At 73.0% G+C, this 21,025-nt stretch carries 21 protein-coding genes and 1 tRNA gene; 4 read left to right on the top strand and 18 right to left on the bottom strand.

Annotated features, from left to right (window positions below):
- Positions 1-44: 44 nt before the first annotated feature.
- Positions 45-818 (bottom strand): sulfite exporter TauE/SafE family protein, encoded by a 774-nt coding sequence (locus MTQ10_RS13120; RefSeq protein WP_247466557.1) that lies wholly within the window; start codon positions 816-818, stop codon positions 45-47.
- A 112-nt stretch (positions 819-930) separates the two neighbouring features.
- Complete coding sequence (locus MTQ10_RS13115; RefSeq protein ID WP_247466554.1) at positions 931-2,118, bottom strand: thiolase family protein; 1,188 nt, start codon at positions 2,116-2,118, stop codon at positions 931-933.
- Positions 2,119-2,250: 132 nt separating this feature from the next.
- On the opposite strand from MTQ10_RS13115, the gene MTQ10_RS13110 reads away from it, so the two are divergent.
- Positions 2,251-3,072 (top strand): alpha/beta hydrolase, encoded by an 822-nt coding sequence (locus MTQ10_RS13110; protein WP_247466551.1) that lies wholly within the window; start codon positions 2,251-2,253, stop codon positions 3,070-3,072.
- 12 nt (positions 3,073-3,084) lie between these two features.
- On the opposite strand, the gene MTQ10_RS13105 is transcribed toward MTQ10_RS13110, so the two are convergent.
- Both MTQ10_RS13105 and MTQ10_RS13100 read right to left on the bottom strand, forming a co-directional pair.
- Positions 3,085-3,957, bottom strand: coding sequence for a Cof-type HAD-IIB family hydrolase (locus tag MTQ10_RS13105; RefSeq protein ID WP_247466548.1), 873 nt, complete (start codon positions 3,955-3,957; stop codon positions 3,085-3,087).
- Positions 3,958-3,993: 36 nt separating this feature from the next.
- Positions 3,994-4,338, bottom strand: a complete 345-nt coding sequence (locus MTQ10_RS13100; RefSeq protein ID WP_247466545.1) for a hypothetical protein — start codon at positions 4,336-4,338, stop codon at positions 3,994-3,996.
- A gap of 127 nt (positions 4,339-4,465) precedes the next feature.
- Between MTQ10_RS13100 and MTQ10_RS13095 the strand changes: the two genes are divergently transcribed.
- Genes MTQ10_RS13095 through MTQ10_RS13085 form a run of 3 tightly spaced genes read left to right on the top strand, consistent with a single transcriptional unit; the run spans position 4,466 to position 7,562 of the window.
- The gene (locus MTQ10_RS13095; RefSeq protein ID WP_247466542.1) at positions 4,466-5,869 is read left to right on the top strand and encodes a glutamine synthetase family protein; all 1,404 of its coding nucleotides are present in this window, start codon (positions 4,466-4,468) and stop codon (positions 5,867-5,869) included.
- A 1-nt stretch (position 5,870) separates the two neighbouring features.
- On the top strand, positions 5,871-7,010 hold the full coding sequence (locus tag MTQ10_RS13090) for an amidohydrolase family protein (protein ID WP_247466540.1): 1,140 nt from the start codon (positions 5,871-5,873) through the stop codon (positions 7,008-7,010).
- Positions 7,011-7,034: 24 nt separating this feature from the next.
- A complete protein-coding gene (locus MTQ10_RS13085) occupies positions 7,035-7,562 on the top strand; it encodes an NUDIX hydrolase family protein (RefSeq protein ID WP_247466536.1) in 528 nt (175 codons plus the stop codon).
- An 85-nt stretch (positions 7,563-7,647) separates the two neighbouring features.
- On the opposite strand, the gene katG is transcribed toward MTQ10_RS13085, so the two are convergent.
- From katG to MTQ10_RS13015, 14 genes are all read right to left on the bottom strand, one after another.
- The gene (katG, locus tag MTQ10_RS13080) at positions 7,648-9,867 is read right to left on the bottom strand and encodes a catalase/peroxidase HPI (protein ID WP_247466533.1); all 2,220 of its coding nucleotides are present in this window, start codon (positions 9,865-9,867) and stop codon (positions 7,648-7,650) included.
- Between the two features lie 35 nt (positions 9,868-9,902).
- A complete protein-coding gene (locus MTQ10_RS13075) occupies positions 9,903-10,349 on the bottom strand; it encodes a Fur family transcriptional regulator (RefSeq protein WP_247466530.1) in 447 nt (148 codons plus the stop codon).
- Between the two features lie 275 nt (positions 10,350-10,624).
- Positions 10,625-10,698, bottom strand: a tRNA-Pro gene (locus MTQ10_RS13070).
- A gap of 263 nt (positions 10,699-10,961) precedes the next feature.
- On the bottom strand, positions 10,962-11,321 hold the full coding sequence (locus MTQ10_RS13065) for an MmcQ/YjbR family DNA-binding protein (protein WP_247466526.1): 360 nt from the start codon (positions 11,319-11,321) through the stop codon (positions 10,962-10,964).
- Positions 11,322-11,388: 67 nt separating this feature from the next.
- Positions 11,389-13,782, bottom strand: a complete 2,394-nt coding sequence (locus MTQ10_RS13060) for an ATP-binding cassette domain-containing protein (protein ID WP_247466523.1) — start codon at positions 13,780-13,782, stop codon at positions 11,389-11,391.
- Between the two features lie 57 nt (positions 13,783-13,839).
- Positions 13,840-14,424, bottom strand: a complete 585-nt coding sequence (locus MTQ10_RS13055) for a GNAT family N-acetyltransferase (protein WP_247466520.1) — start codon at positions 14,422-14,424, stop codon at positions 13,840-13,842.
- Positions 14,421-15,011 (bottom strand): helix-turn-helix domain-containing protein, encoded by a 591-nt coding sequence (locus tag MTQ10_RS13050; protein WP_247466518.1) that lies wholly within the window; start codon positions 15,009-15,011, stop codon positions 14,421-14,423. Before MTQ10_RS13050 ends, MTQ10_RS13055 begins: the two co-directional genes overlap by 4 nt.
- Positions 15,012-15,238: 227 nt before the next feature.
- Entirely contained in the window at positions 15,239-16,141 is a 903-nt protein-coding gene (locus tag MTQ10_RS13045; RefSeq protein ID WP_247466514.1) for a LysR family transcriptional regulator, read from the bottom strand.
- 17 nt (positions 16,142-16,158) lie between these two features.
- Complete coding sequence (locus MTQ10_RS13040) at positions 16,159-17,352, bottom strand: glycine C-acetyltransferase (protein ID WP_247466512.1); 1,194 nt, start codon at positions 17,350-17,352, stop codon at positions 16,159-16,161.
- A gap of 56 nt (positions 17,353-17,408) precedes the next feature.
- A complete protein-coding gene (gene tdh, locus MTQ10_RS13035; RefSeq protein ID WP_247466511.1) occupies positions 17,409-18,437 on the bottom strand; it encodes an L-threonine 3-dehydrogenase in 1,029 nt (342 codons plus the stop codon).
- Positions 18,438-18,903: 466 nt separating this feature from the next.
- On the bottom strand, positions 18,904-19,482 hold the full coding sequence (locus MTQ10_RS13030) for a GAF domain-containing protein (protein WP_247466508.1): 579 nt from the start codon (positions 19,480-19,482) through the stop codon (positions 18,904-18,906).
- Positions 19,479-20,120, bottom strand: a complete 642-nt coding sequence (locus MTQ10_RS13025) for a GTP-binding protein (protein ID WP_247466506.1) — start codon at positions 20,118-20,120, stop codon at positions 19,479-19,481. Before MTQ10_RS13025 ends, MTQ10_RS13030 begins: the two co-directional genes overlap by 4 nt.
- A complete protein-coding gene (locus tag MTQ10_RS13020) occupies positions 20,098-20,469 on the bottom strand; it encodes a DUF742 domain-containing protein (RefSeq protein WP_247466560.1) in 372 nt (123 codons plus the stop codon). The genes MTQ10_RS13025 and MTQ10_RS13020 overlap by 23 nt, the downstream gene beginning before the upstream one ends.
- Positions 20,470-20,471: 2 nt before the next feature.
- A complete protein-coding gene (locus MTQ10_RS13015) occupies positions 20,472-20,906 on the bottom strand; it encodes a roadblock/LC7 domain-containing protein (RefSeq protein ID WP_247466502.1) in 435 nt (144 codons plus the stop codon).
- Between the last annotated feature and the right edge of the window lie 119 nt (positions 20,907-21,025).

Raw genomic sequence — 21,025 nt, 5'->3', positions numbered from 1 at the left:
GCCCCCGCACCCCGCACCCCGCACCCGGTGCCCGGTGCCCGCCGTCAGCGCAGCAGCAGTTGCAGTCCGCCCAGTACGGTCGCCGCGATGACGAGCTGTTCGAACAGCCGCTGGTCGATGCGGTGCACCGCCCACTTGCCGATGAGGGCGCCCGGCACGACGAACAGCACGAGCGCCAGGTCCAGCAGCAGGGAGCGGCCGTCGATCAGGCCGAGCCCGGCGCTGAAGGGCACTTTGGAGACGTTGACGATGAGGAAGAAGAAGGCGGAGGTGCCGAGGAAGCCGAGCTTGCGGAAGCCCGCCGACAGCAGATACAGCGACATGACGGGGCCGCCCGCGTTCGCGACCATGGTGGTGAAGCCGCCGAGGACGCCGTAGGAGCGGGCCTTGGCGCGGCCGGCCCGGGTGGTGACCGCATCGGGTTCGTCGTCCTTCTCCGCGATGCGCCGCCGCCATACCGTCACCCCGGCCATGAGCAGCAGGATCGCCCCGATGGAGGTCCGTACGACGGCGTCGTCGGCCCACACCAGGAACAGGGTGCCGGCGACCACGCCGGCGGCGACCGCCGGGAACAGCCGCCACAGAGTGGGCCAGTGGGCGTGCCGCCGGTAGGTGGCGACGGCGAGCACATCGCCGGCGATCAGCAGCGGCAGCAGCACCCCGGTGGAGGCGCGGGCGGGCAGTACGGCGGCGAAGAGGGCCAGGCTGACCGTGTTGGCGCCGCTGATGGCGGTCTTGGAGAACCCGACGAGGAGCGCGGCGAAGGCGAGAGCGGCGAAGCCCCACCAGGTCAGGTTCCACAGTGTCATCGTGTCCATGCGGAGACCGATGCTATGTCCGGACAGCCCGTCGGGGTAAGGACCGTCTCGCCCAGTGGCCGCTGTACCGGGCGGCGCGGGGGCCGCACCGCCCGGAACGGGAGGGGCGCGGTCAGTGCCGTTCGACGAGGACCGCGCTGCCCTGCCCCACCCCCACACACATGGTCGCGAGGCCGCGCTCGGCGCCGGTGCGGCGCATGCGGTGCAGCAGGGTGGTGAGGATGCGGGCGCCGGAGCAGCCGAGCGGGTGGCCGAGGGCGATCGCGCCGCCGGAGGGGTTGACCAGCTCGGGGTCGATGCCGAGCTGGTCGACGCAGGCGAGGGCCTGCGCGGCGAACGCCTCGTTGAACTCGGCCTCCTGGATGTCGCCGATGTCCCAGCCGACGCGTGCGAGCGCCTTGCGGGTCGCGGGCACCGGGCCGATGCCCATGACGTCGGGGTGGACACCGGCGGAGGCGCCGGCGACGTAGCGGCCCATGGACTCCAGGCCCAGCTCGTGGAGGGCCTCCTCGCTGACCAGGACGAGTCCGGCAGCGCCGTCGTTCATCGGGGAGGCGTTGCCCGCGGTGACGCTGCCGCCGTCCCGGAAGACCGGCTTGAGCCTGGCGAGCTTCTCCAGGGAGGTGTCCTCGCGGATGCACTCGTCGGCGTCGACGACCACGCCGTCGGGGCGCTCCACGGGCAGCAGCTCATCGTCGAAGTGGCCGTTCTTGCGGGCGAGGGCGGCGTTGCGGTGGCTGCGCAGCGCGAACTCGTCCTGACGTTCGCGGGAGACGCCGTGGCGGGCGGCGACCTCCTCGGCGGTCTCGCCCATGGACAGCAGGCCGTGCAGGTCCTTCATCGCCGGGTTGACCAGGCGCCAGCCGAGCCGGGTGTCGTACGTCTCCATGCGGTGCGGCAGGGCGTCGTCGGGGCGGGGCAGCACGAACGGGGCGCGGCTCATGGACTCCGAGCCGCCCGCGACGACGATGTCGGCCTCGCCTGCGGCGATGGTGCGGGCGGCGGCGGTGACCGCCTCCATGCCGGAGGCGCACAGCCGGTTCACGGTGGCGCCGGGCACCGTCTCGGTCAGCCCGGCGAGCAGGGCTGCCATGCGGGCGACGTTGCGGTTGTCCTCGCCGGCCTGGTTGGCGGCGCCCCAGTACACGTCGTCGACGCGGGCGGGGTCGAGGGCGGGCAGGTCGGCGACGAGGGCGCGGATCACGGCGGCGGCGAGATCGTCGGGCCGCACGGTGGACAGGGCGCCGCGCAGCTTGCCGATGGGTGTGCGGCGGGCGGCGGCGAAGTGGACGGGACGCAACTGACAACTCCTGACCGACGACGCTGTGGACCAGCGAGCTTAATTAGCACTGCTAGTTTTGGAGTGTAGACCGCTCGGCGGCCCGCTGGGAAGCTCCGGCGGGAGCCGCCCCCGGCACCGACGGAGGAGACCATGGCCGACGCCCGTGAGCACGATCTGGACGGTACCCGCGGAACGCTCTTCGTGCGCGAGTGGCCGCACCCGCGCCCGCGCTGCCTCGCCCTGCTGGTGCACGGGTACGGCGAGCACTCGGGGCGGTACGGCGAGGTCGCGCGGGTCCTCACCGGGCACGGCGCGTCGGTGTGGGCGCCGGACCATGCCGGTCACGGCCGCTCGGCGGGCGAGCGGGTGCTCATCGAGGACTTCGAGGACGTCGTCACCGACGTGGAGTCGGTGGCCGCCAGGGCACGGGCCGCGCACCCCGGGCTGCCGCTGGTCGTGCTGGGGCACTCCATGGGCGGTCTGATCGCCGCCCGCCACGCCCAGCGGTACCGGGGCACGCTCGCCGCGCTGGTGCTGTCGGGGCCGGTGATCGGGGCGTGGCGGACGCCGGGCCGGCTGCTCGCCGCGGCGGACGCCACCGGCGCGGTGCCCGCCGTCCCGGTCAGCCCGGCCGCGCTCAGCCGCGACCCGGCGGTGGGAGCGGCGTACGCGGCGGACCCTCTGGTGTGGCACGGGCCGATGAAGCGGCCCACGCTGGAGGCGTTCGTACGCACCCTGGAGACCGTCGACAAGGGCGGTGACCTGGGCGGACTGCCGCTCCTGTGGCTGCACGGCGACGACGACCGGCTGGTGCCGCTGCCCGGCAGCCGGACCGGCGTCGAGCGGCTCGGCGGGGGCGCGCACACCGAGCGGATCTTCCCCGGCGCCCGGCACGAGGTGTTCCACGAGACCTGCAAGGAGGAGGCGTTCGCGGAACTGACGGGTTTCCTGGACCGCGTGCTGCCCCGCTAGGGCCCGGACCGGTCAGAGGGGCAGCGGCAGGTCCAGCACACGCGCGAGGGTGCGCAGGACACCGTTGTCGTTGTTGGACGGGGCGCGGTGCCGGGCCCGGCGGATCACCTCGGGGTGGGCGTTGGCCATGGCGAACGACCAGTCGGCGGCGTCCAGCATCTCCAGGTCGTTGAGGTAGTCGCCGAACACCATGGTCTGCGCGGGGGTGACACCCAGCTCGCGCTGGAGGCGGCGGACGGCGGCCCCCTTGTTCGCGGTGCGGTTCATCACGTCGACCCAGTGCTCGCCGGAGACGACGACCTGGTGGGTGCCGGCGAACGGCGCGAGCGCCGGGGCCACGGTGTGCTCGGCGGAACCGAACGTGAACAGGGCGACCTTGATGATGTCGTCGTCGACGGCGGTCACGTCGTCCACGATCCGGTGGCTCAGGTAGTACTTGCGGACCTCCGCGAGGAACGGCTCGTCGGCACGCTCGACGTACGCCGCGCTCTTGCCGCACACCACGGCCCCCACGTCCGCGCCGCCGGCCGCCGCCTCCCGCGCGGCACGGGCGATTGCGGCGGCGACGCCCGGCCGCAGCGTGTCGCTGCTCAGCTCGACGCCGTCGCGCACGACGTAGGTGCCGTTCTCGGCGATGAACACCATCCCGTCGGCGACGCCCTCGAACTCGCGGGCGAGCGTGGCGTACTGCCGTCCGCTCGCCGGGCAGAACAGCACCCCCCGTTCCCGCAGCAGCCGCAGCGCCTCGGCGAGGGCGGGGGGCGCGTTCTTCGCGTCGTCGAGGAGCGTTCCGTCCATGTCGGTGACGACGAGCCGTATGTCGGCCCGCGCCTCGGCGCCGCGGGGGCCTGCGCCGGTGGACGAGGGGGCGTGCGAGTAGGGCATGTGCTCTTTCCGGTACGGGGGGACTGCCCCGCCAGCTTATGCGGCGGCCCTGTCCGCCCGGTGGTCGGCGCCGGTGGGGGCGGGCCGGGACCGTGCTGCGCCGGCGCCGAGGGAACCGGCCGCGACGACGACTCCGGCGAGGGCGAGCCCGTCGCCCGCCCACAGCGCTGTGACGCCGCCGTGCCCGGAGTCGACCGTCGGCCCGCCGAGCCACGCGCCGAGCGCGCCGCCGACGTCGAAGGCGGCACCGCGGACGGGGACCGTCCGGAGGGTGGAGCGCCGGCCGGGGAACGTGCCGAGCGGCACCCCGAGGACATCGGCGGCGGCCGGCCCGCCGGACATCGGCGCGACGGCACCGGCTTTCCGGTTCTCGGCCACCATGCCCAAGACCCCGTTTGCCCGGACAAGGTGATCACGGGACGGCACAATGGGCGGGGCGGGCAGGCACGGCCGGGACGCGGGAGCGGGCCGGGGCTGCCGGGCAGCACGGCAGGACGGAGGAGGACGTATGACCACCCTTGCCGACCCGGTGCCGGGCGGACGGCCCGGGGACGTCGCCCGGGCCGCCGCGCTCAGCGGCGAACTCTCCGGACGGGGCGTGCACGGGATCGTGCTGTCGTACGTCGACACCGCGGGCATCGGCCGGGTCAAGACCGTGCCGACGGCGAAGCTGCCCGCCGTCGCCGCGCGCGGCGTCGGCATGTCACCGGTGTTCGACACCTTCCTCGCGCACGACGCCATCGTCACCACCGATGTCCTCGGCTCCCCCGACGGCGACCTGAGGCTCTTCCCCGACCTGGAGCAGCTGGTGGCGCTGGCCGCGCAGCCCGGCTGGGCGTGGGCGCCGGTCGACCGCATCACCCAGGACGGCACACGGCACCCCGGGTGCAGCCGCACCGTGCTGCGCCGCGTCGTCGCCGACGCCGCCGAGCGGTACGGCCTGGAGTTCCGCGCGGGCATCGAGATCGAGTGGGTGTACGGCCGCGGCGACACACCCTGCGACACATTCGTACCGGCGACGACCGGTCCGGCGTACGGGGCGACCCGGCAGGTCGAGGTCAGCGCCTGCACCGCCGAGCTGCTGGCCGCGCTCGCCGCGCAGGGTGTGGACGTCGACCAGCTGCATCCCGAGTACGCGCCCGGCCAGTTCGAGCTGTCCGTGGGCGCGCTGGACCCGGTCGCGGCGGCCGACCGCAGTGTCCTGGTGCGGCAGACCGTGCGCGCGGTGGCGCAGCGGCACGGCCTGCGGGTGTCCTTCTCCCCCGCCGTCACCCCGGGCACCGTCGGCAACGGCGGGCACGTCCACCTGTCCGCGCGGCGCGACGGCGTCGGCCTGCACAGCGGAGGCGACCGCCGCCACGGCATGACCGCCGACGGCGAGTCGTTCACCGCGGGCATCCTCGCGCGGCTGCCCGCGCTGCTGGCGGTGACCGCGCCCAGCCCGGCCAGCTATCTGCGGCTGAAGCCGTCCCGGTGGGCGGGCGTGTTCACCGCGTGGGGGCTGGAGACCCGCGAGTGCGCGGTACGGGTGATCGCCGGCGCGGCGGGCGACCGGGACCGCGAGGCCAATGTGGAGGTCAAACCCGTCGACCTGGCCGCCAACCCGTATCTCGCGCTGGCCTGTCTGATCGCCGCCGGTGTGGACGGCCTGGCCCGCAACGCCGTACTGCCGCCGGAGGTCACCGGTGACCCGGCGCTGCTCACGCAGGAGGAGGCCGCGGCGCTGGGCGTCGCACGGCTGCCCGAGTCCCTGCCGCAGGCCGTCGAGGCGTTCCGCGCCGACCCGGTGCTGCGGGAGGCGCTCGGCCCGGTCCTCGCCGACGCCGTGACCGCCGTGCGCGAGGGTGAGAGCGCGGCCGTCGACGGCTGGGACGAGGAGCGGATCGCGGCCGCCTACCGGTGGACGTACTGACATGGGCGGCCCCGTCGAGGAGGAGCTGGCCGCGCTGCGGCTCGCCGACCACCACTGTCACGGCGTGACCCGGCACGACCTGGACCGGGACGGCTTCGAGGCGCTGCTCGGCGAGGGCGGCCGATGGCCCGGCAGCGGCATCTCCCCTTTTGACACACCGCTCGGCGTCGCCGTGCGCCGGCACTGCGCGCCGCTGCTGGACCTGCCGAGGCACGCGCCCGCCGACGTGTATCTGGAGCGTCGGGCCGAGCTGGGCGCGGCCGAGGTCAACCGCCGTTTCCTCGCTGCCTCGCACACCGGGGAGCTGTGCGTGGACACCGGGTACGCGCCGCCCGGCGCGACCGTCCCGGCGGAGCTGGCGGAACTGGCCGGGGGGCGGGCCTTCGAGGTCGTACGGCTGGAGAGCGTCGCCGAGGCGGTCGCGGCGCGCGGTGTGGAGCCCGATGAGTACGAGGGCGCCGTCCGGGCGGCGGCCGAGGAGGCGGTCGGCCGTCCCGGCGTGGTCGCGGTGAAGTCGGTGGCCGCCTACCGCACCGGCTTCGACCTTGACCCGCGGCGGCCGACTCCGGCGATGGTCGCCGCGGCGGCCCGGCACTGGCTGACCGCGGGGGGCCGGCGTCTCGCCGACCCGGTGCTGCAACGGCATCTGCTGTGGACGGCGGTGGACCTGGGGCTGCCGCTCCAACTGCACGCAGGGCTCGGCGACAGCGACGTCCGCCTGCACCGGACGGACCCCACGCTGCTGACGGACTGGCTGCATCTGACCGCAGGAACGATTCCGGTGCTGCTGCTGCACTGCTGGCCCCACCATCGGCAGGCCGCCTACCTCGCTGCGGTGTTCGAACAGGTCCATCTGGACGTGGGTCTGACGCTGCATCACGTCGGTCCGGGCCGGGCGCGGACGATCCTCGCCGAGGCCCTGGAGATCACCCCGTTCCGCAAGCTGCTGTACAGCTCCGACGCGTGCGGTCCGGCCGAGTTCTACGCCCTGGGCGCGCTGGCGTTCCGGCGGGGGCTGGGCGGGCTGTTGCAGGACCTCGTCGACGCGGACGAGCTGTCCCTGCCCGACGCGCTGCGGATCGCCCGGTGGGCGGGCGCGGAGAACGCCCGCCGGGTCTACCGGTTTCCCGCCGTCTCCTGAAAGTATGATCGAACAATGTCAGACATGACCGAAACCACGCCCGGCTGGCTGTCGTCCGACGACCTGGAGCAGGCGCGGGCCCGGATGCCGATCCTGTACGTCGAGGCCGTGCCCGTGCGGGTCGACGACAGCGGTGAAGTCACCAGCATCGGCCTGCTGTTGCGGATCGGTCCGGACGGAACGGTCAGCCGTACGCTCGTCTCGGGGCGGGTGCTGCACCACGAGCGGGTCCGTGACGCGCTGCTGCGGCATCTGGAGAAGGACCTCGGCCCGGTGGCGCTGCCCCGCATCCCGGCCTCGCTACAGCCGTTCACGGTGGCGGAGTACTTCCCGACAGCGGGTATCACGCCGTATCACGACCCGCGTCAGCACGCGGTGTCCCTCGCCTACATCGTGCCGGTGACCGGGGACTGCCGGCCCCGGCAGGACGCCCTGGACCTGGTGTGGTTCAGCCCGCACGAGGCGGCGTCGGCGGCGGTGCAGAGCGAGATGCCGGGCGGGCACGGTTTCCTGCTGCGCCAGGCTCTCGGCCATCTGGGCGTGCCGCACTGAGCGCGGAGGCCGGTCGTCGGCCTCGGGACGCGGACGGGCCGCCCGTTTCCCTTCCGGGAGCGGGCGGCCCGTCGTCTGCGTGTGATCAGACGAGGTCGAACCGGTCGAGGTTCATGACCTTGTCCCAGGCGGCGACGAAGTCCTGGACGAACTTCTCCTTGGCGTCGTCGCTCGCGTACACCTCGGCGAGGGCGCGCAGTTCGGAGTTGGAGCCGAAGACCAGGTCGGCGCGGCTGCCGGCCCACTTCAGCTCGCCGGTGGCCGCGTCGCGGCCCTCGAACGTGGTCTGGTCCTCGCTGGTCGCCTTCCACGTCGTGCCCAGGTCGAGCAGGTTGACGAAGAAGTCGTTGGTGAGGGCGCCGGGCGTGCTGGTGAAGACACCGAGCTGCGACTGCTGGTGGTTGGCGCCCAGCACGCGCAGGCCGCCGACGAGGACGGTCATCTCGGGCGCGCTCAGGCTGAGCAGGTTGGCCCGGTCGAGGAGCAGGTACTCGGCGGGCAGCCGGTTGCCCTTGCCGAGGTAGTTGCGGAAGCCGTCCGCGGTCGGCTCCAGCGCGGCGAACGACTCGGCGTCGGTGTGCTCCTCGGTCGCGTCCACACGGCCCGGGGTGAACGGCACCTCGATGTCGAAGCCGGCGTCCTTGGCGGCCTTCTCCACGGCGGCGCAGCCACCGAGGACGATGAGGTCGGCCAGGGACACCTTGCGGGCGGAGGCGGCGTTGAAGTCCCGCTGCACGCCCTCCAGGGTGCGCAGCACGAGCGCGAGCTGGTCGGGGTCGTTGACCTCCCAGTTGCGCTGCGGCTCCAGGCGGATGCGGGCGCCGTTGGCGCCGCCCCGCTTGTCGCTGGCGCGGAACGTGGACGCCGACGCCCAGGCGGTGGTCACCAGCTGGGAGACGGTCAGGCCGGAGTCCAGCAGCTTCGCCTTCAGCGTGGCGATGTCGTCGGCGTCGATGACCTCGCCCTCCCGCTCGGGCAGCGGGTCCTGCCACAGCAGGGTCTCCTCCGGGACCTCCGGGCCGAGGTACAGCGACTTCGGGCCCATGTCACGGTGGGTCAGCTTGTACCAGGCGCGGGCGAAGGCGTCCGCGAACTCGTCCGGGTTCTCGTAGAACCGGCGGGAGATCGGCTCGTAGACCGGGTCGAAGCGCAGCGCCAGGTCGGTGGTGAGCATCGTCGGGCGGTGCTTCTTCTGCGGGTCGTGGGCGTCCGGGATGATCTCCGGGGCGTCCTTGGCGACCCACTGCTTGGCACCGGCCGGGGACTCGGTCAGCTCGTACTCGTACTCGAAGAGGTTCTTGAAGAACCCGTTGCTCCACCGGGTCGGCGTCGTGGTCCAGGTGACCTCCAGGCCGGAGGTGATGGTGTCCGGGCCCTTGCCGCTGCGGAAGGTGGACTTCCAGCCGAGGCCCTGCTCCTCCATGGAGGCGGCCTCCGGGTCGTTGCCGACGTGGTCGGCGGGGCCGGCGCCGTGGGTCTTGCCGAAGGTGTGGCCGCCGGCGATGAGGGCGACGGTCTCCTCGTCGTTCATCGCCATCCGGCGGAACGTCTCACGGATGTCGCGGGCGGCGGCGATCGGGTCGGGGTTGCCGTTGGGGCCCTCGGGGTTGACGTAGATGAGGCCCATCTGGACGGCGCCGAGCGGGTTCTCCAGCTCACGGTCGCCGCTGTAGCGCTTGTCGTCGAGCCAGGTGGTCTCGGGACCCCAGTAGACGTCCTCCTCCGGCTCCCACACGTCCTCGCGTCCGCCGCCGAAGCCGAAGGTCTTGAAGCCCATCGTCTCCAGCGCCACGTTGCCGGCGAGGATCAGCAGGTCGGCCCAGGACAGGCTCTGGCCGTACTTCTTCTTCACCGGCCACAGCAGGCGGCGGGCCTTGTCGAGGTTGGCGTTGTCCGGCCAGCTGTTCAGCGGGGCGAACCGCTGCTGGCCGGCGCCGGCGCCGCCGCGGCCGTCGCTGATGCGGTAGGTGCCGGCGCTGTGCCAGGCCATACGGACGATCAGCGGGCCGTAGTGGCCGAAGTCTGCGGGCCACCAGTCCTGCGAGGTGGTCAGCACCTCGGCGATGTCCCGTTTCACGGCCGGAAGGTCGAGGCTCTTGAAGGCTTCGGCGTAGTCGAAGTCCTCACCGAGCGGGTTGGCCGCCGGGGGGTTCTTCGCGAGGATCTTCAGGTTGAGGCGCTCGGGCCACCACTGGCGGTTGCCACCGCCCTGGGTGGGGTGCAGGGCGCGCCCGTGCGCGACCGGGCAGCCGCCCTCCCCTTCGCTCTTGGCGTCGGTGACGATCGCATCGGGGTTCTCAGCCATGGGATTCCTTCCGGACTCACATATGGATCTGCGTATCAGGAACTGCCGGCGGTGGAACGTGCGGAACAGGAGGGGCACAGGCCCCAGTAGATGACCTCGGCCTCGTCGACGGCGAAGCCGCGGTCGTCGGAGGCGGTCAGACACGGCGCGTGGCCGACCGCGCAGTCCACGTCGGCGACGGCACCGCACGACCTGCACACGAGGTGATGGTGGTTGTCGCCGACGCGCCCCTCGAACCGGGCGGGGCTGCCCGGCGGCTCCAGCCGCCGTACCAGCCCGGCCGCGGTGAGCGCGTGCAGCGCGTCGTACACCGCCTGCAGCGTGATGTGGCCGACGCGGGTGCGCACCCCGGAGGCGATGGCCTCCACATCGAGGTGGTCACCGGCGCGCACCGTCTCCAGCAGCGCGACCCGGGCGGCCGTCACCCGCAGGCCGGCACCGCGCAGCTCTTCGGCGGTGGTGGCCGGCTCGGACGAGGTCATGCGGCGAACCTACCCTCATAAACACGAATGATTCAAGGAAACGAACCATGCAAGTTTGAAATCACCGGTGTGGGTGATGCCAGCGGCCCGCGGCTCGGGGGCCGCGTTCCGCACGGCGCGGCTCGTCGAGGGGTGCGGCGCAGCTCACCGGGCCGCAAGGGGTGGAGGGAACGAGTGGAGGGGGCTGCCCGGTCGACTGAGCGGGCGGGGCCGGACCGGCGGGCGCACACGAAAAAGGGCCCCCGCGGACTTCCGTCCGCGAGGACCCTTCGCTGTCGGGACGACAGGATTTGAACCTGCGACCCCTTGACCCCCAGTCAAGTGCGCTACCAAGCTGCGCCACGTCCCGATGCCCGTCTGACCTGGGCTTTCCCCTGGCCGAACGTGCAGGGAAACAATACCGCACTCGGGTCGGTGGTCGCGCACCCCTTTTCCGCCGGGTCCCGGCACGGCCCGTGCCGTGCGGTGCGGCACCGTCCGTCGCGGGCCCCGCGCGGCCGCGTCCGTGGAGCGCCGCGGCAGCCGGAGCCCCCTCCGCTCCGGCTGCCGTCGCCGCTGTCGGATCATGCCACGGCCCACTGACAACGCCCCCGGGTCCGCCGACGGCCCGGATCAGGCGCCGGGCGGGCGGCCCAGGTCCGGGTAGGCGTCCAACAGGCGCGGCGGGACGGCCTGGCGCCAGGAGTCGGCGAGGATGTCCCGCAGCTCGTCCTCGTCCTCCAGCGCCGCCAGGCGGGCCCGCACCCAGGCGAACTGCGCCTCGTGGTCGGCGATCCAGAACTTCTCCGGCTCGGCCAGGACCAGTTCGTCGCGCTCCTCCTTGGGGCAGCGCACCGCCATGGACGTCTCGTCCTCGGGCAGCGTCGCGAACATCTTCCCCGCCACCCGGAACGTCGGCATGCTCCAGGCGATCTTCTCGGACGTGTCGGGCAGGGACAGGGCGACACGGCGTACGTCTTCGGCATCCGGCATGGTCGGCACCGTAGCCGCTGCCACTGACAACGGGCCGCCCCGGCTCATGTCCGCGCAGCGCCCCCCGTCACGCCCCCACGTACTCCGCCAGATGCCGCCCGGTCAGCGTCGCCCGGGAGGCGACCAGGTCGGCCGGGGTGCCCTCGAAGACGACACGGCCGCCGTCGTGGCCGGCGCCGGGGCCGAGGTCGATGATCCAGTCGGCGTGCGCCATGACGGCCTGATGGTGCTCGACGACCACGACCGACCTGCCGGAGTCCACCAGCCGGTCCAGCAGGCCGAGGAGCTGCTCCACGTCGGCGAGATGCAGGCCGGTCGTCGGCTCGTCGAGGACGTACACGCCGCCCTTCTCCCCCATCTGCGTGGCGAGCTTCAGCCGCTGCCGCTCACCGCCGGAGAGCGTGGTCATGGGCTGCCCGAGGGTGAGATAGCCGAGACCGACGTCCGACATCCGTTCGAGGATGCGGTGCGCGGCGGGTGTACGGGCCTCACCGGACGCGAAGAACTCCTCCGCCTCCGTCACCGGCATCGCGAGCACCTCGCTGATGTCCCGCCCGCCGAGCCGGTACTCCAGCACCGAGGCCTGGAACCGCTTGCCCGCGCACTCCTCGCACGTGGTGGCCACGCCCGCCATCATCGCGAGGTCGGTGTAGATCACGCCGGCGCCGTTGCAGGTGGGGCAGGCGCCCTCGGAGTTCGCGCTGAACAGGGCCGGCTTGACGCCGTTGGCCTTGGCGAAGGCCTTGCGGATCGGGTCGAGCAGCCCGGTGTACGTCGCCGGGTTGCTGCGCCGCGAGCCGCGGACGGGCGACTGGTCGATGGTGACGACGCCGGCGTCGGCCGGGATGGAGCCGTGCACCAGGGAACTCTTGCCGGAGCCTGCGACGCCGGTGACGACGACCAGCACCCCGAGCGGGATGTCCACGTCGACGTTGCGCAGGTTGTGGGTGGTCGCTCCGCGGATCGGCAGGGCGCCGGTCGGCTCGCGGACGGTGTCCTTGACCTTCGCCCGGTCGTCGAGGTGGCGGCCGGTGACGGTGCCGCTGGTGCGCAGCCCGTCCACGGTGCCCTCGTAGCAGACGGTGCCGCCGGCGGTGCCGGCGCCGGGGCCGAGGTCGACGACATGGTCGGCGATGGCGATGACCTCGGGTTTGTGCTCGACCACGAGGACCGTGTTGCCCTTGTCGCGCAGCCGCAGCAGCAGATCGTTCATCCGCTGGATGTCGTGCGGGTGGAGCCCGATCGTGGGCTCGTCGAAGACGTAGGTGACATCGGTGAGGGACGAGCCGAGGTGGCGGATCATCTTCACGCGCTGCGCCTCGCCGCCGGACAGGGTGCCCGACGGCCGGTCCAGGGCGAGATAGCCGAGGCCGATCTCCACGAACGAGTCGAGGGTCTGCCCGAGCGCGGTCAGCAGCGGCGCCACCGACGGCTCGCGCAGCCCGCGCACCCACTCGGCGAGGTCCCTGATCTCCATGGCGCAGGCGTCGGCGATGCTGATGCCCTCGATCCTGGAGGAGCGGGCCAGCGCGGTCAGGCGGGTGCCGTCGCACTCGGGGCAGGTGGCGAAGGTGACGGCCCGGTCGACGAAGGCGCGGATGTGCGGCTGCATCGACTCGCGGTCCTTGGACAGGATCGTCTTCTGAAGCTTCGGGATCAGACCCTCGTAGGTCAGGTTGACGCCGTTGATCTTCACCTTGACGGGTTCGCGGTAGAGGAAGTCGTGCCGTTCCTTCTTGGTGTAGCGGCGGATCGGCTTGTCCGGGTCGAAGAAGCCGGACTCGCGGATGACCCGCACCACCCAGCCGTCGCCGGTGTAGGCGGGGATGGTGAAGGGGTCCTCGTTCAGCGACTTGGAGTCGTCGTAGAGCTGGGTGAGGTCGATGTCGGTGACGGTGCCGCGGCCCTCGCAGCGGGTGCACATGCCGCCGGTGCGGCTGAAGGTGACCTTCTCGGTGCGGGTCCTGTCGGCGCCCCGGTCGACGGTGAGTCCGCCGCTGGCGCTGACTGTGGCCACGTTGAAGGAGAACGCGCCGGGCGGTCCGATGTGCGGCTCGCCCAGCCGGGAGTAGAGGATGCGCAGCATCGCGGTGGCGTCGGTGGCGGTGCCGACGGTGGAGCGCGGGTCGCTGCCCATCCGCTGCTGGTCGACGATGATCGCGGTGGTCAGGCCGTCGAGGACGTCGACCTCGGGGCGGGCCAGACTCGGCATGAAGCCCTGCACGAAGGCGCTGTACGTCTCGTTGATGAGGCGCTGCGACTCGGCGGCGATCGTGTCGAACACCAGGGAGCTCTTGCCGGAGCCGGAGACGCCCGTGAAGACGGTCAGCCGGCGTTTGGGGATCTCGACGTCGACGTCCTTGAGGTTGTTCTCCCGGGCGCCGTGCACGCGGATCAGGTCGTGGCTGTCGGCGATGTGCTGTGCCGATGCCTGCGGCGTGCTCCTCGTGGCCTTGCTCATCGTCTCTCCCCGTCTCGCCGGTCCGCCGGCGGGTCCGGCGGAGCGTCCAGCGTCACGCTAGCGCCGTACCGCCGGGCCCCGCTTCTCCGTTCCTGACCGGTTCTCCGCCGCCCGCGGGCCGGGCCCGCCGAGGTGCTTGAAGTACAGGGTGGTGGGCCGCAGCACGCCGCCCGGGTCGGCCGCGTAGTCGGGGATCGTCCCGGCGCGGGTCCAGCCGGTGCCGGCGTAGAGGCGTTCGGCGGGGCTGCCGGTCTCCGTGTCGAGGTGCAGCAGCGTGATGCCGGCGTCGGCGGCGGCCCGCTCGGCGGTGGCCAGCAGTGCCCGCCCGAGGCCCTGCCCGCGGGCGTCGCGGTGCACCATCAGCTTCACCAGTTCGGCGCGGTGCCGGCTGTTGGGCTTGTCGGGGAAGGCGAGGCTGACGGTGCCGACGACACGGGGTCCGTCGTACGCCGCCCAGACGGCGAGCCGGCCGGCGGCGGCCTCGGCGGCCCGGCCGCGCCACCAGGCCTCGGCCCGCTCGCGGTCGAGGCCGGCGAGGAAGCCGATCGAGGCGCCCCCGGCGACCGTGTCCATGAGCAGCGCGGCCAGCCGCCCGGCGTGCTCCTCGATGCGCGGGGCGTCCAGTGCTTCGACGACGGTCACGGCCGTACCACCGCCAGCAGATACCGGGCCCGTGCGGTGCCCGTGGAGCGGAACCGGGTCGGCCCCCACACCCGCATCCGCAGACAGTCGCCGCTCTCCAGCCGGTGCGCGGTCTCCTGCACGGTGACCTCCAGGTCGCCGTCCAGCACCCAGATGTGCTGCTCCAGGCCGGCGACGGGCGGCCGGTCGTAGGCGAGGTCGGCGCCCGGGGCGAGCCGGCCCTCGACGAGTTCGCCGCGCAGCCCGGCGTGCGGCGGCGACACCGAGCGCCGTACGAAACCGGAGGCGCGGTCCTGCCACACCGGCTGGTCGGCGGCCCGCACGACCGGCGCGGGTTCCGCCTCCACCTCGCTGAGCAGCTGGGACATGGTGCGGCCGTAGACATGGCAGAGCCGGTTGAGGACGGCGGCGGTGGGGCTGATCTCGGCGCGTTCGGCGCGGGACAGCGTGGAGCGGCTGACACCGCTGCGGTCCGCCAGCTCACCCAGCGACCAGCCGTGCCGGGCACGCAGTTCGGCCAGCCGGGCGGCCAGGCGGGCGTCGACCGGGTCGGGGGCGGTGGCCTCCGGAGGGGCGACGGATCTCATATCCGGGACGGTATCCCGGATATGAGACGGCCGGGTTACGGAAACCTCACACGGCGCCGCTGAGCCACGTACCTCTCCCGCCGCCGCCGACCGGCCGCCGGGACCACACCCTGGCGCTGAGCCACGTACCTCTCCCACCGCCGCCGACCGGCCGCCGGGACCACACCCTGGCGCTGAGCCACGTACCTCTCCCACCGCCACCGACCGGCCGCCGGGGCCGTACCGCGTCAGCCGCCCGCCGCCTCCGTCAGCGCGTCGAGCACGGGCCGGATCAGCGGGTGCCCCTCGGCACCGCGGCGTACGGCGGCGAAGACCCGGCGTGTCGGCGCCACCCCGTCGACGGGGCGGACCACGACCCCGCCGAGGTCCATGCCGCGCAGCGCGGACCGCGGCACGAGCGCCACGCCCGCATCGGCCGAGGCGAGGGCGACGACGGCACGGAAGTCGTCGGAGGAGTGCTCCATGCGCGGCTGGAACCCGGCGCTCTCGCAGGCCAGGACGACCACGTCATGGCAGGGGTTGCCCGGGTAGGGGCCGATCCACGGGTCCTTGGCCAGCTCGGCGAGGGGCACCTGGTCCGCGTCGGCGAGCCGGTGGTGCACGGGCACGACCGCGTCGAACGGCTCCGCGTACAGCGGGACATGCGTGAGCCGCGGGTCGTCGGCGGGGGGCGCCCCGCGGTACTCGACGGCCACGGCGACGTCCACCTGCCGGTCCAGGACCATCGGCAGGCTGGCGTCGCCCTCCGCGTCCCGCACCCGGATCCTTGTGCCGGGCGCGGTGCGGGCGAGCGTCGCCACCGCCGGGGCGACGACCAGGGCGATGCCGGTGGCGAACGCGGCGACGGTGACCGTGCCCGCCTCGCCGGAGCTGTACGCGGCGAGTTCGGCCTCGGCGCGCTCCAGCTGGGCGAGGACGGCGTTGGTGTGGCTGAGCAGGATCTCGCCGGCCGGGGTGAGCCGTACCCCCTTGGCGCTGCGCTCGACCAGGCGGTGCCCGGTCTCCTGCTCCAGCGCGGTCAGCTGCTGCGAGACGGCCGACGGGGTGAGGTACAGCGCGGCGGCAGCGGCGGTCACCGTGCGATGGTCGGCCACCGCACGGAGGATGTGCAGCCGCCGCGCTTCGATCACGCCTCGATTGTCTCAGCTCAGGCGGACAGCTCCGCACGCGCGGCGACGAACGCGTCCACGGCCCGGTTCACGTCGTCGGTGGAGTGCGCCGCGGACAGCTGAACGCGGATACGGGCCTGGCCCTGCGGGACGACCGGGTAGGAGAAGCCGATCACGTACACGCCGCGCTCCAGCAGCAGCTCCGCCATCCGGCCGGCCTTCGCCGCGTCGCCGATCATCACGGGGGCGATGGCGTGGTCGCCGGGGAGGATGTCGAATCCCTCCTCGGTCATCCGGCGGCGGAACAGCGCGGTGTTGGCGGCGAGCCTCTCCCGCAGGTCGCCCGCCGACTCCAGCAGGTCGAGGACCTTCAGCGAGGCCGCGGCGATCACCGGGGCGAGCGTGTTGGAGAACAGGTACGGCCGGGACCGCTGCCGCAGCAGGGCGACGATCTCGGCGCGGGCGGCGACATAGCCGCCGGAGGCGCCGCCGAGGGCCTTGCCGAGGGTGCCGGTGATGATGTCGACACGGTCCTGGACGCCGTGCAGTTCGGGCGTGCCGCGGCCGGTGGGGCCGACGAAGCCGACCGCGTGCGAGTCGTCGACCATGACCATCGCGTCGTAGCGGTCGGCGAGGTCGCAGATCTCGCGCAGCGGGGCGACGTAGCCGTCCATGGAGAACACACCGTCGGTGACGATGAGCCGGCGGCGAGCGGACTGCGCCTCCTTCAGCTGGCGCTCCAGGTCGTCCAGGTCACGGTTGGCGTAGCGGAAGCGGCGGGCCTTGGACAGGCGGATGCCGTCGATGATGGAGGCGTGGTTGAGGGCGTCGGAGATGACGGCGTCCTCCTCGCCGAGGAGGGTCTCGAAGACACCGCCGTTGGCGTCGAAGCAGGAGGAGTACAGGATCGTGTCCTCCTGGCCGAGGAACGCCGACAGGCGGGCCTCCAGCTCCTTGTGGACCTCCTGGGTGCCGCAGATGAAGCGGACGGAGGCCATGCCGTAGCCCCAGCGGTCCAGGGCCTCGTGGGCAGCGGCGATGACCTCGGGGTGGTCGGCGAGGCCGAGGTAGTTGTTGGCGCAGAAGTTGAGGACCTCGCCGGGCCGGCCGCCGGCGGTGACGTTGACGGTCGCGGACTGCGGGGTGTCGATGACGCGTTCGGGCTTGTGCAGGCCGGCGGCGCGGATCTCGTCGAGGGTGGCGCGCAGGTCGTCGCGCACGGAGTCGAACATCGGGTGCTCCGGGTTCTCGGAAGGCTCAGCAGGGAAGCAGGGAACGGGGCGGTGATTCACGCGGTCCAGTCGAGGATGACCTTGCCGCCCTTGCCGCCGGCCGCGTCGGCGAACGCCGCCTCGTGGTCGCGGTGGCTGTAGCGGCCGGTGATCACGGGGGCGAGGTCGAGGCCGCCTTCGAGGAGGACGGTCATGGCGTACCAGGTCTCGTACATCTCACGGCCGTAGATGCCCTTGAGGGTGATCATCGAGGTGACGATGCGCGCCCAGTCGACGGGGAACTCCTCGGCGGGCAGGCCGAGCATGGCGATCTTCCCGCCGTGCGTCATGTTGGCGATCATCTCGCGCAGCGCGGCGGGGTTGCCGGACATCTCCAGGCCGACGTCGAAGCCTTCGCGCAGGCCGAGTTCGCGCTGGCCGTCGGCGATGGTGGTGCGGGAGACGTCCAGGGCGAGGCCGGCGCCGAGCTTGCGGGCGAGGTCGAGGCGTTCCTCGCTGACGTCGGTGACGACGACATGGCGGGCGCCGGCGTGCTTGGCGACGGCGGCGGCCATCAGGCCGATGGGGCCGGCGCCGGTGATCAGCACGTCCTCGTTGACGAGGGGGAAGGACAGCGCGGTGTGCACGGCGTTGCCGAACGGGTCGAAGATCGCCGCGACGTCCAGGTCGACCTGGACCCGGTGCACCCACACATTGGAGGCGGGCAGGGATACGTACTCGGCGAACGCGCCGTCGCGGCCGACACCGAGGCCGACGGTGGCACGGCACAGGTGGCGGCGTCCGGCGAGGCAGTTGCGGCACTTGCCGCACACGAGGTGCCCCTCGCCGCTGACCAGGTCGCCGGGCTTGATGTCGGTGACGTCGCGGCCGGTGTCGACGACCTCGCCGACGAACTCGTGCCCGACGACGAGGGGGGTGCTGATGGTCTGCTGGGCCCAGCCGTCCCAGTTCCGGATGTGCAGGTCGGTGCCGCAGATACCGGTGCGCAGCACCTTGATGAGGACATCGCCCGGCCCGACGGCGGGCTCGGGGACGTCGATGAGCCAGAGCCCGGGCTCCGCCTTCTGCTTGACCAGCGCCTTCACCGCTACGGCTCCCTGGAGGTGCGTTCCCGGGCGCGGGCAGGCCGAAGCGCCCCGTGTCCGGGAGAGAAGTGGAATCGTGCAGCAATCTGCCGCACGCCGCCCGCCCGGGTCCATCGAGGTTTTCTTAAGCGCCGCCTCAGCTTTCCTTCACACCGGCTGACCTGCGACGACAGGGGCATCGCAGGGCCGTTCGAGTGGGGGTGCCGCAGGGCCGGGCGCGGCGTTCGGGTGAGACACGGCAGCCGCGCGGAACTCCGGCGGGGCGGGGGCGCGCACAGCCCGCGATACGGCGTCCGAGCGAGGCGCGCTCCGGCGCGACCGCCGTACGGGTGAGGGTCGCGCGGCGCGCGGTACGGCGTACGGGCGGGAGGCGCGGACCCCGTGCCGCCGTCGTGCCGGGGCGGCGCGGACAGGCACGCGGCGCGGCGCCCTGGCGGCGGCGGGGGGGCGTCGCGGCCCGCGACGGTCACAGGATGGGCAGTCCGTCGGCGGCGCTGCGTTCCAGCCGGGCGACGAGGTCCGCGGCGGACGCCTTGATGGTCTCCAGCCCGGCCTTCCCCCAGGGCCGGGGAGCGAGGTCGGCGACGCTCACCGTGCCGAGGACGGTGCCGGTGGAGTCGATCAGCGGGGCGCCCAGATAGGAGCGGATGCCGTAGTCGTCGACGACGGGGTTGCCGGCGAAGCGCGGATAGTCGCGGACGTCCTCCAGGGCCAGGGCGCGGCGCCGTACGACGACGTGCGGGCAGTACCCGTGGTCGCGGGGCAGGGTCCGGCCGAGCTGCGGCCCGGGCGGCTCGCCCGGCACGGGCGGGGGCGGCGGCGGGGTGCGCAGACCGGCGAAGAACTGCCCTTCCCCTCCGGGGAAGTTGACCATCGCGTACGGCGCTCCGGTCAGGTCGGCGAGATGCTCGGCGAAGGAGTCCAGCGCGGGCTCGGGCCGCTCCCCCAGCCCGAGCAGCCGCAGCCGGGCCAGCCGGGCGGGGGCCTCGCGGTCCTCCGGGGTGACCAGCAGCCGGCCGGCGGGGCGCGGCGGGTCGTAGCTCATGACGGGGCTCCGGGCTGGTACAGGGCGGCGCCGTGGCCGGTGGCGGGGGCGGCGGGGGCGTGCGCGATGAGGTGCCGTACGAGGGTCAGCAGGGTCTGCACACCGGACGCGGAGATCCGGGCGTCGCAGCGGACGACGGGGATCTCCGGGTCGAGGTCGATCGCGGCGCGCACCTCTTCGGGGTCGTAGCGGTAGGCGCCGTCGAACTCGTTGATCGCGACGATGAAGCCGAGGCCGCGTTCCTCGAAGAAGTCGACGGCGGCGAAGCACTCCTCCAGGCGCCGGGTGTCGGCGAGGATCACCGCGCCGAGGGCGCCCTCGCACAGTTCGTCCCACATGAACCAGAACCGTTCCTGGCCGGGCGTGCCGAACAGGTACAGCACATGCTCGGCGTCGAGGGTGATGCGGCCGAAGTCCATGGCGACGGTGGTCTCGACCTTGTTCTCGATGCCGTCGAGGTTGTCGGTCGCGGCGCTCACCGTGGTCAGCAGCTCCTCGGTGCTGAGCGGCGCGATCTCGCTGACGGCTCCGACGAAGGTGGTCTTGCCGACTCCGAAGCCGCCCGCCACCAGGATCTTCAGCGCGGTCGGGAACGGGTCGCCGTCGTGGGCGGTTTCAGAGCTGTCGTCGTAGTCCATCGAGCACTGCCTCCAGAAGAGCCCGGTCGGTGGGGTGGTCTTGGAACGCGGGGGGCTTGGTGGTGAGGGCCCCGCAGTCGACGAGGTCGGACAGCAGCACCTTGGTCACCGCCGCCGGCAGCTTCAGATGCGCGGCGACCTCGGCCACCGGCTTCGGCACGCGGCACAGGTCGAGTGCCTGCGCGTGCTCGGGGCCGAGATAGCCGAGCGGGGTGGCGCCGGTGGCCATCACCTGCGACAGCAGGTCCAGCGCGACGGTGGGCTCGGTGCGGCCGTTGCTGACGGTGAAGGGCCGCACGAGTCGTCCGGCCGCGTCGTCGAGCCAGGGCCCGTCGCCGGCCGCGGCCACGCTCAAGGCCTCATCACCGAGGGTTCGGCCGCGTGCTGGCGGGGCGCTGTCACCAGATAGGGCCGCACGCTCTTGACCAGCATCGCCATCTCGTAGCCGAGCACGGCGGCGTCGGCCTCGCGGCCGGCGAGCACGGCGAGGCAGGTGCCGGAGCCGGCGGTGGTGACGAACAGCAGCATCGAATCGAGTTCGACGACGACCTGCCGTACGTCGCCGCCGTCGCCGAAGCGGACGCCGGCACTGCGGCCGAGGGAGTACAGGCCGGAGGCCAGGGCGGCCATGTGGTCGGCGCTGTCGGGGTCGAGACCGTGCACGGACTTCACGAGTCCGTCGCTGGACAGCAGGACGGCGCTGGTGGTGTGCGGCACGCGCTGCACGAGGCCGCTCATCAGCCAGTCGAGGTCGGAAACATGGCCGGTCGGCGCATCGCTCGCCATGGTGGATCGACTCCTTGGGGTACGAAGGTCTGCGGGAGCGGTGGGGGCGGTGCCCGGTGTCGCTCGGGGGGCCGGGCGGGTGACGGTCATCCGGCCGGCGCGCTCCCGTCGCGCCGGGC

The organism is Streptomyces sp. XM83C (assembly GCF_023072675.1).
In the GTDB taxonomy this organism is placed as follows: Bacteria; Actinomycetota; Actinomycetes; order Streptomycetales; family Streptomycetaceae; genus Streptomyces; species Streptomyces thermocoprophilus.
This window is presented reverse-complemented; position numbering and strand designations above follow the sequence as displayed.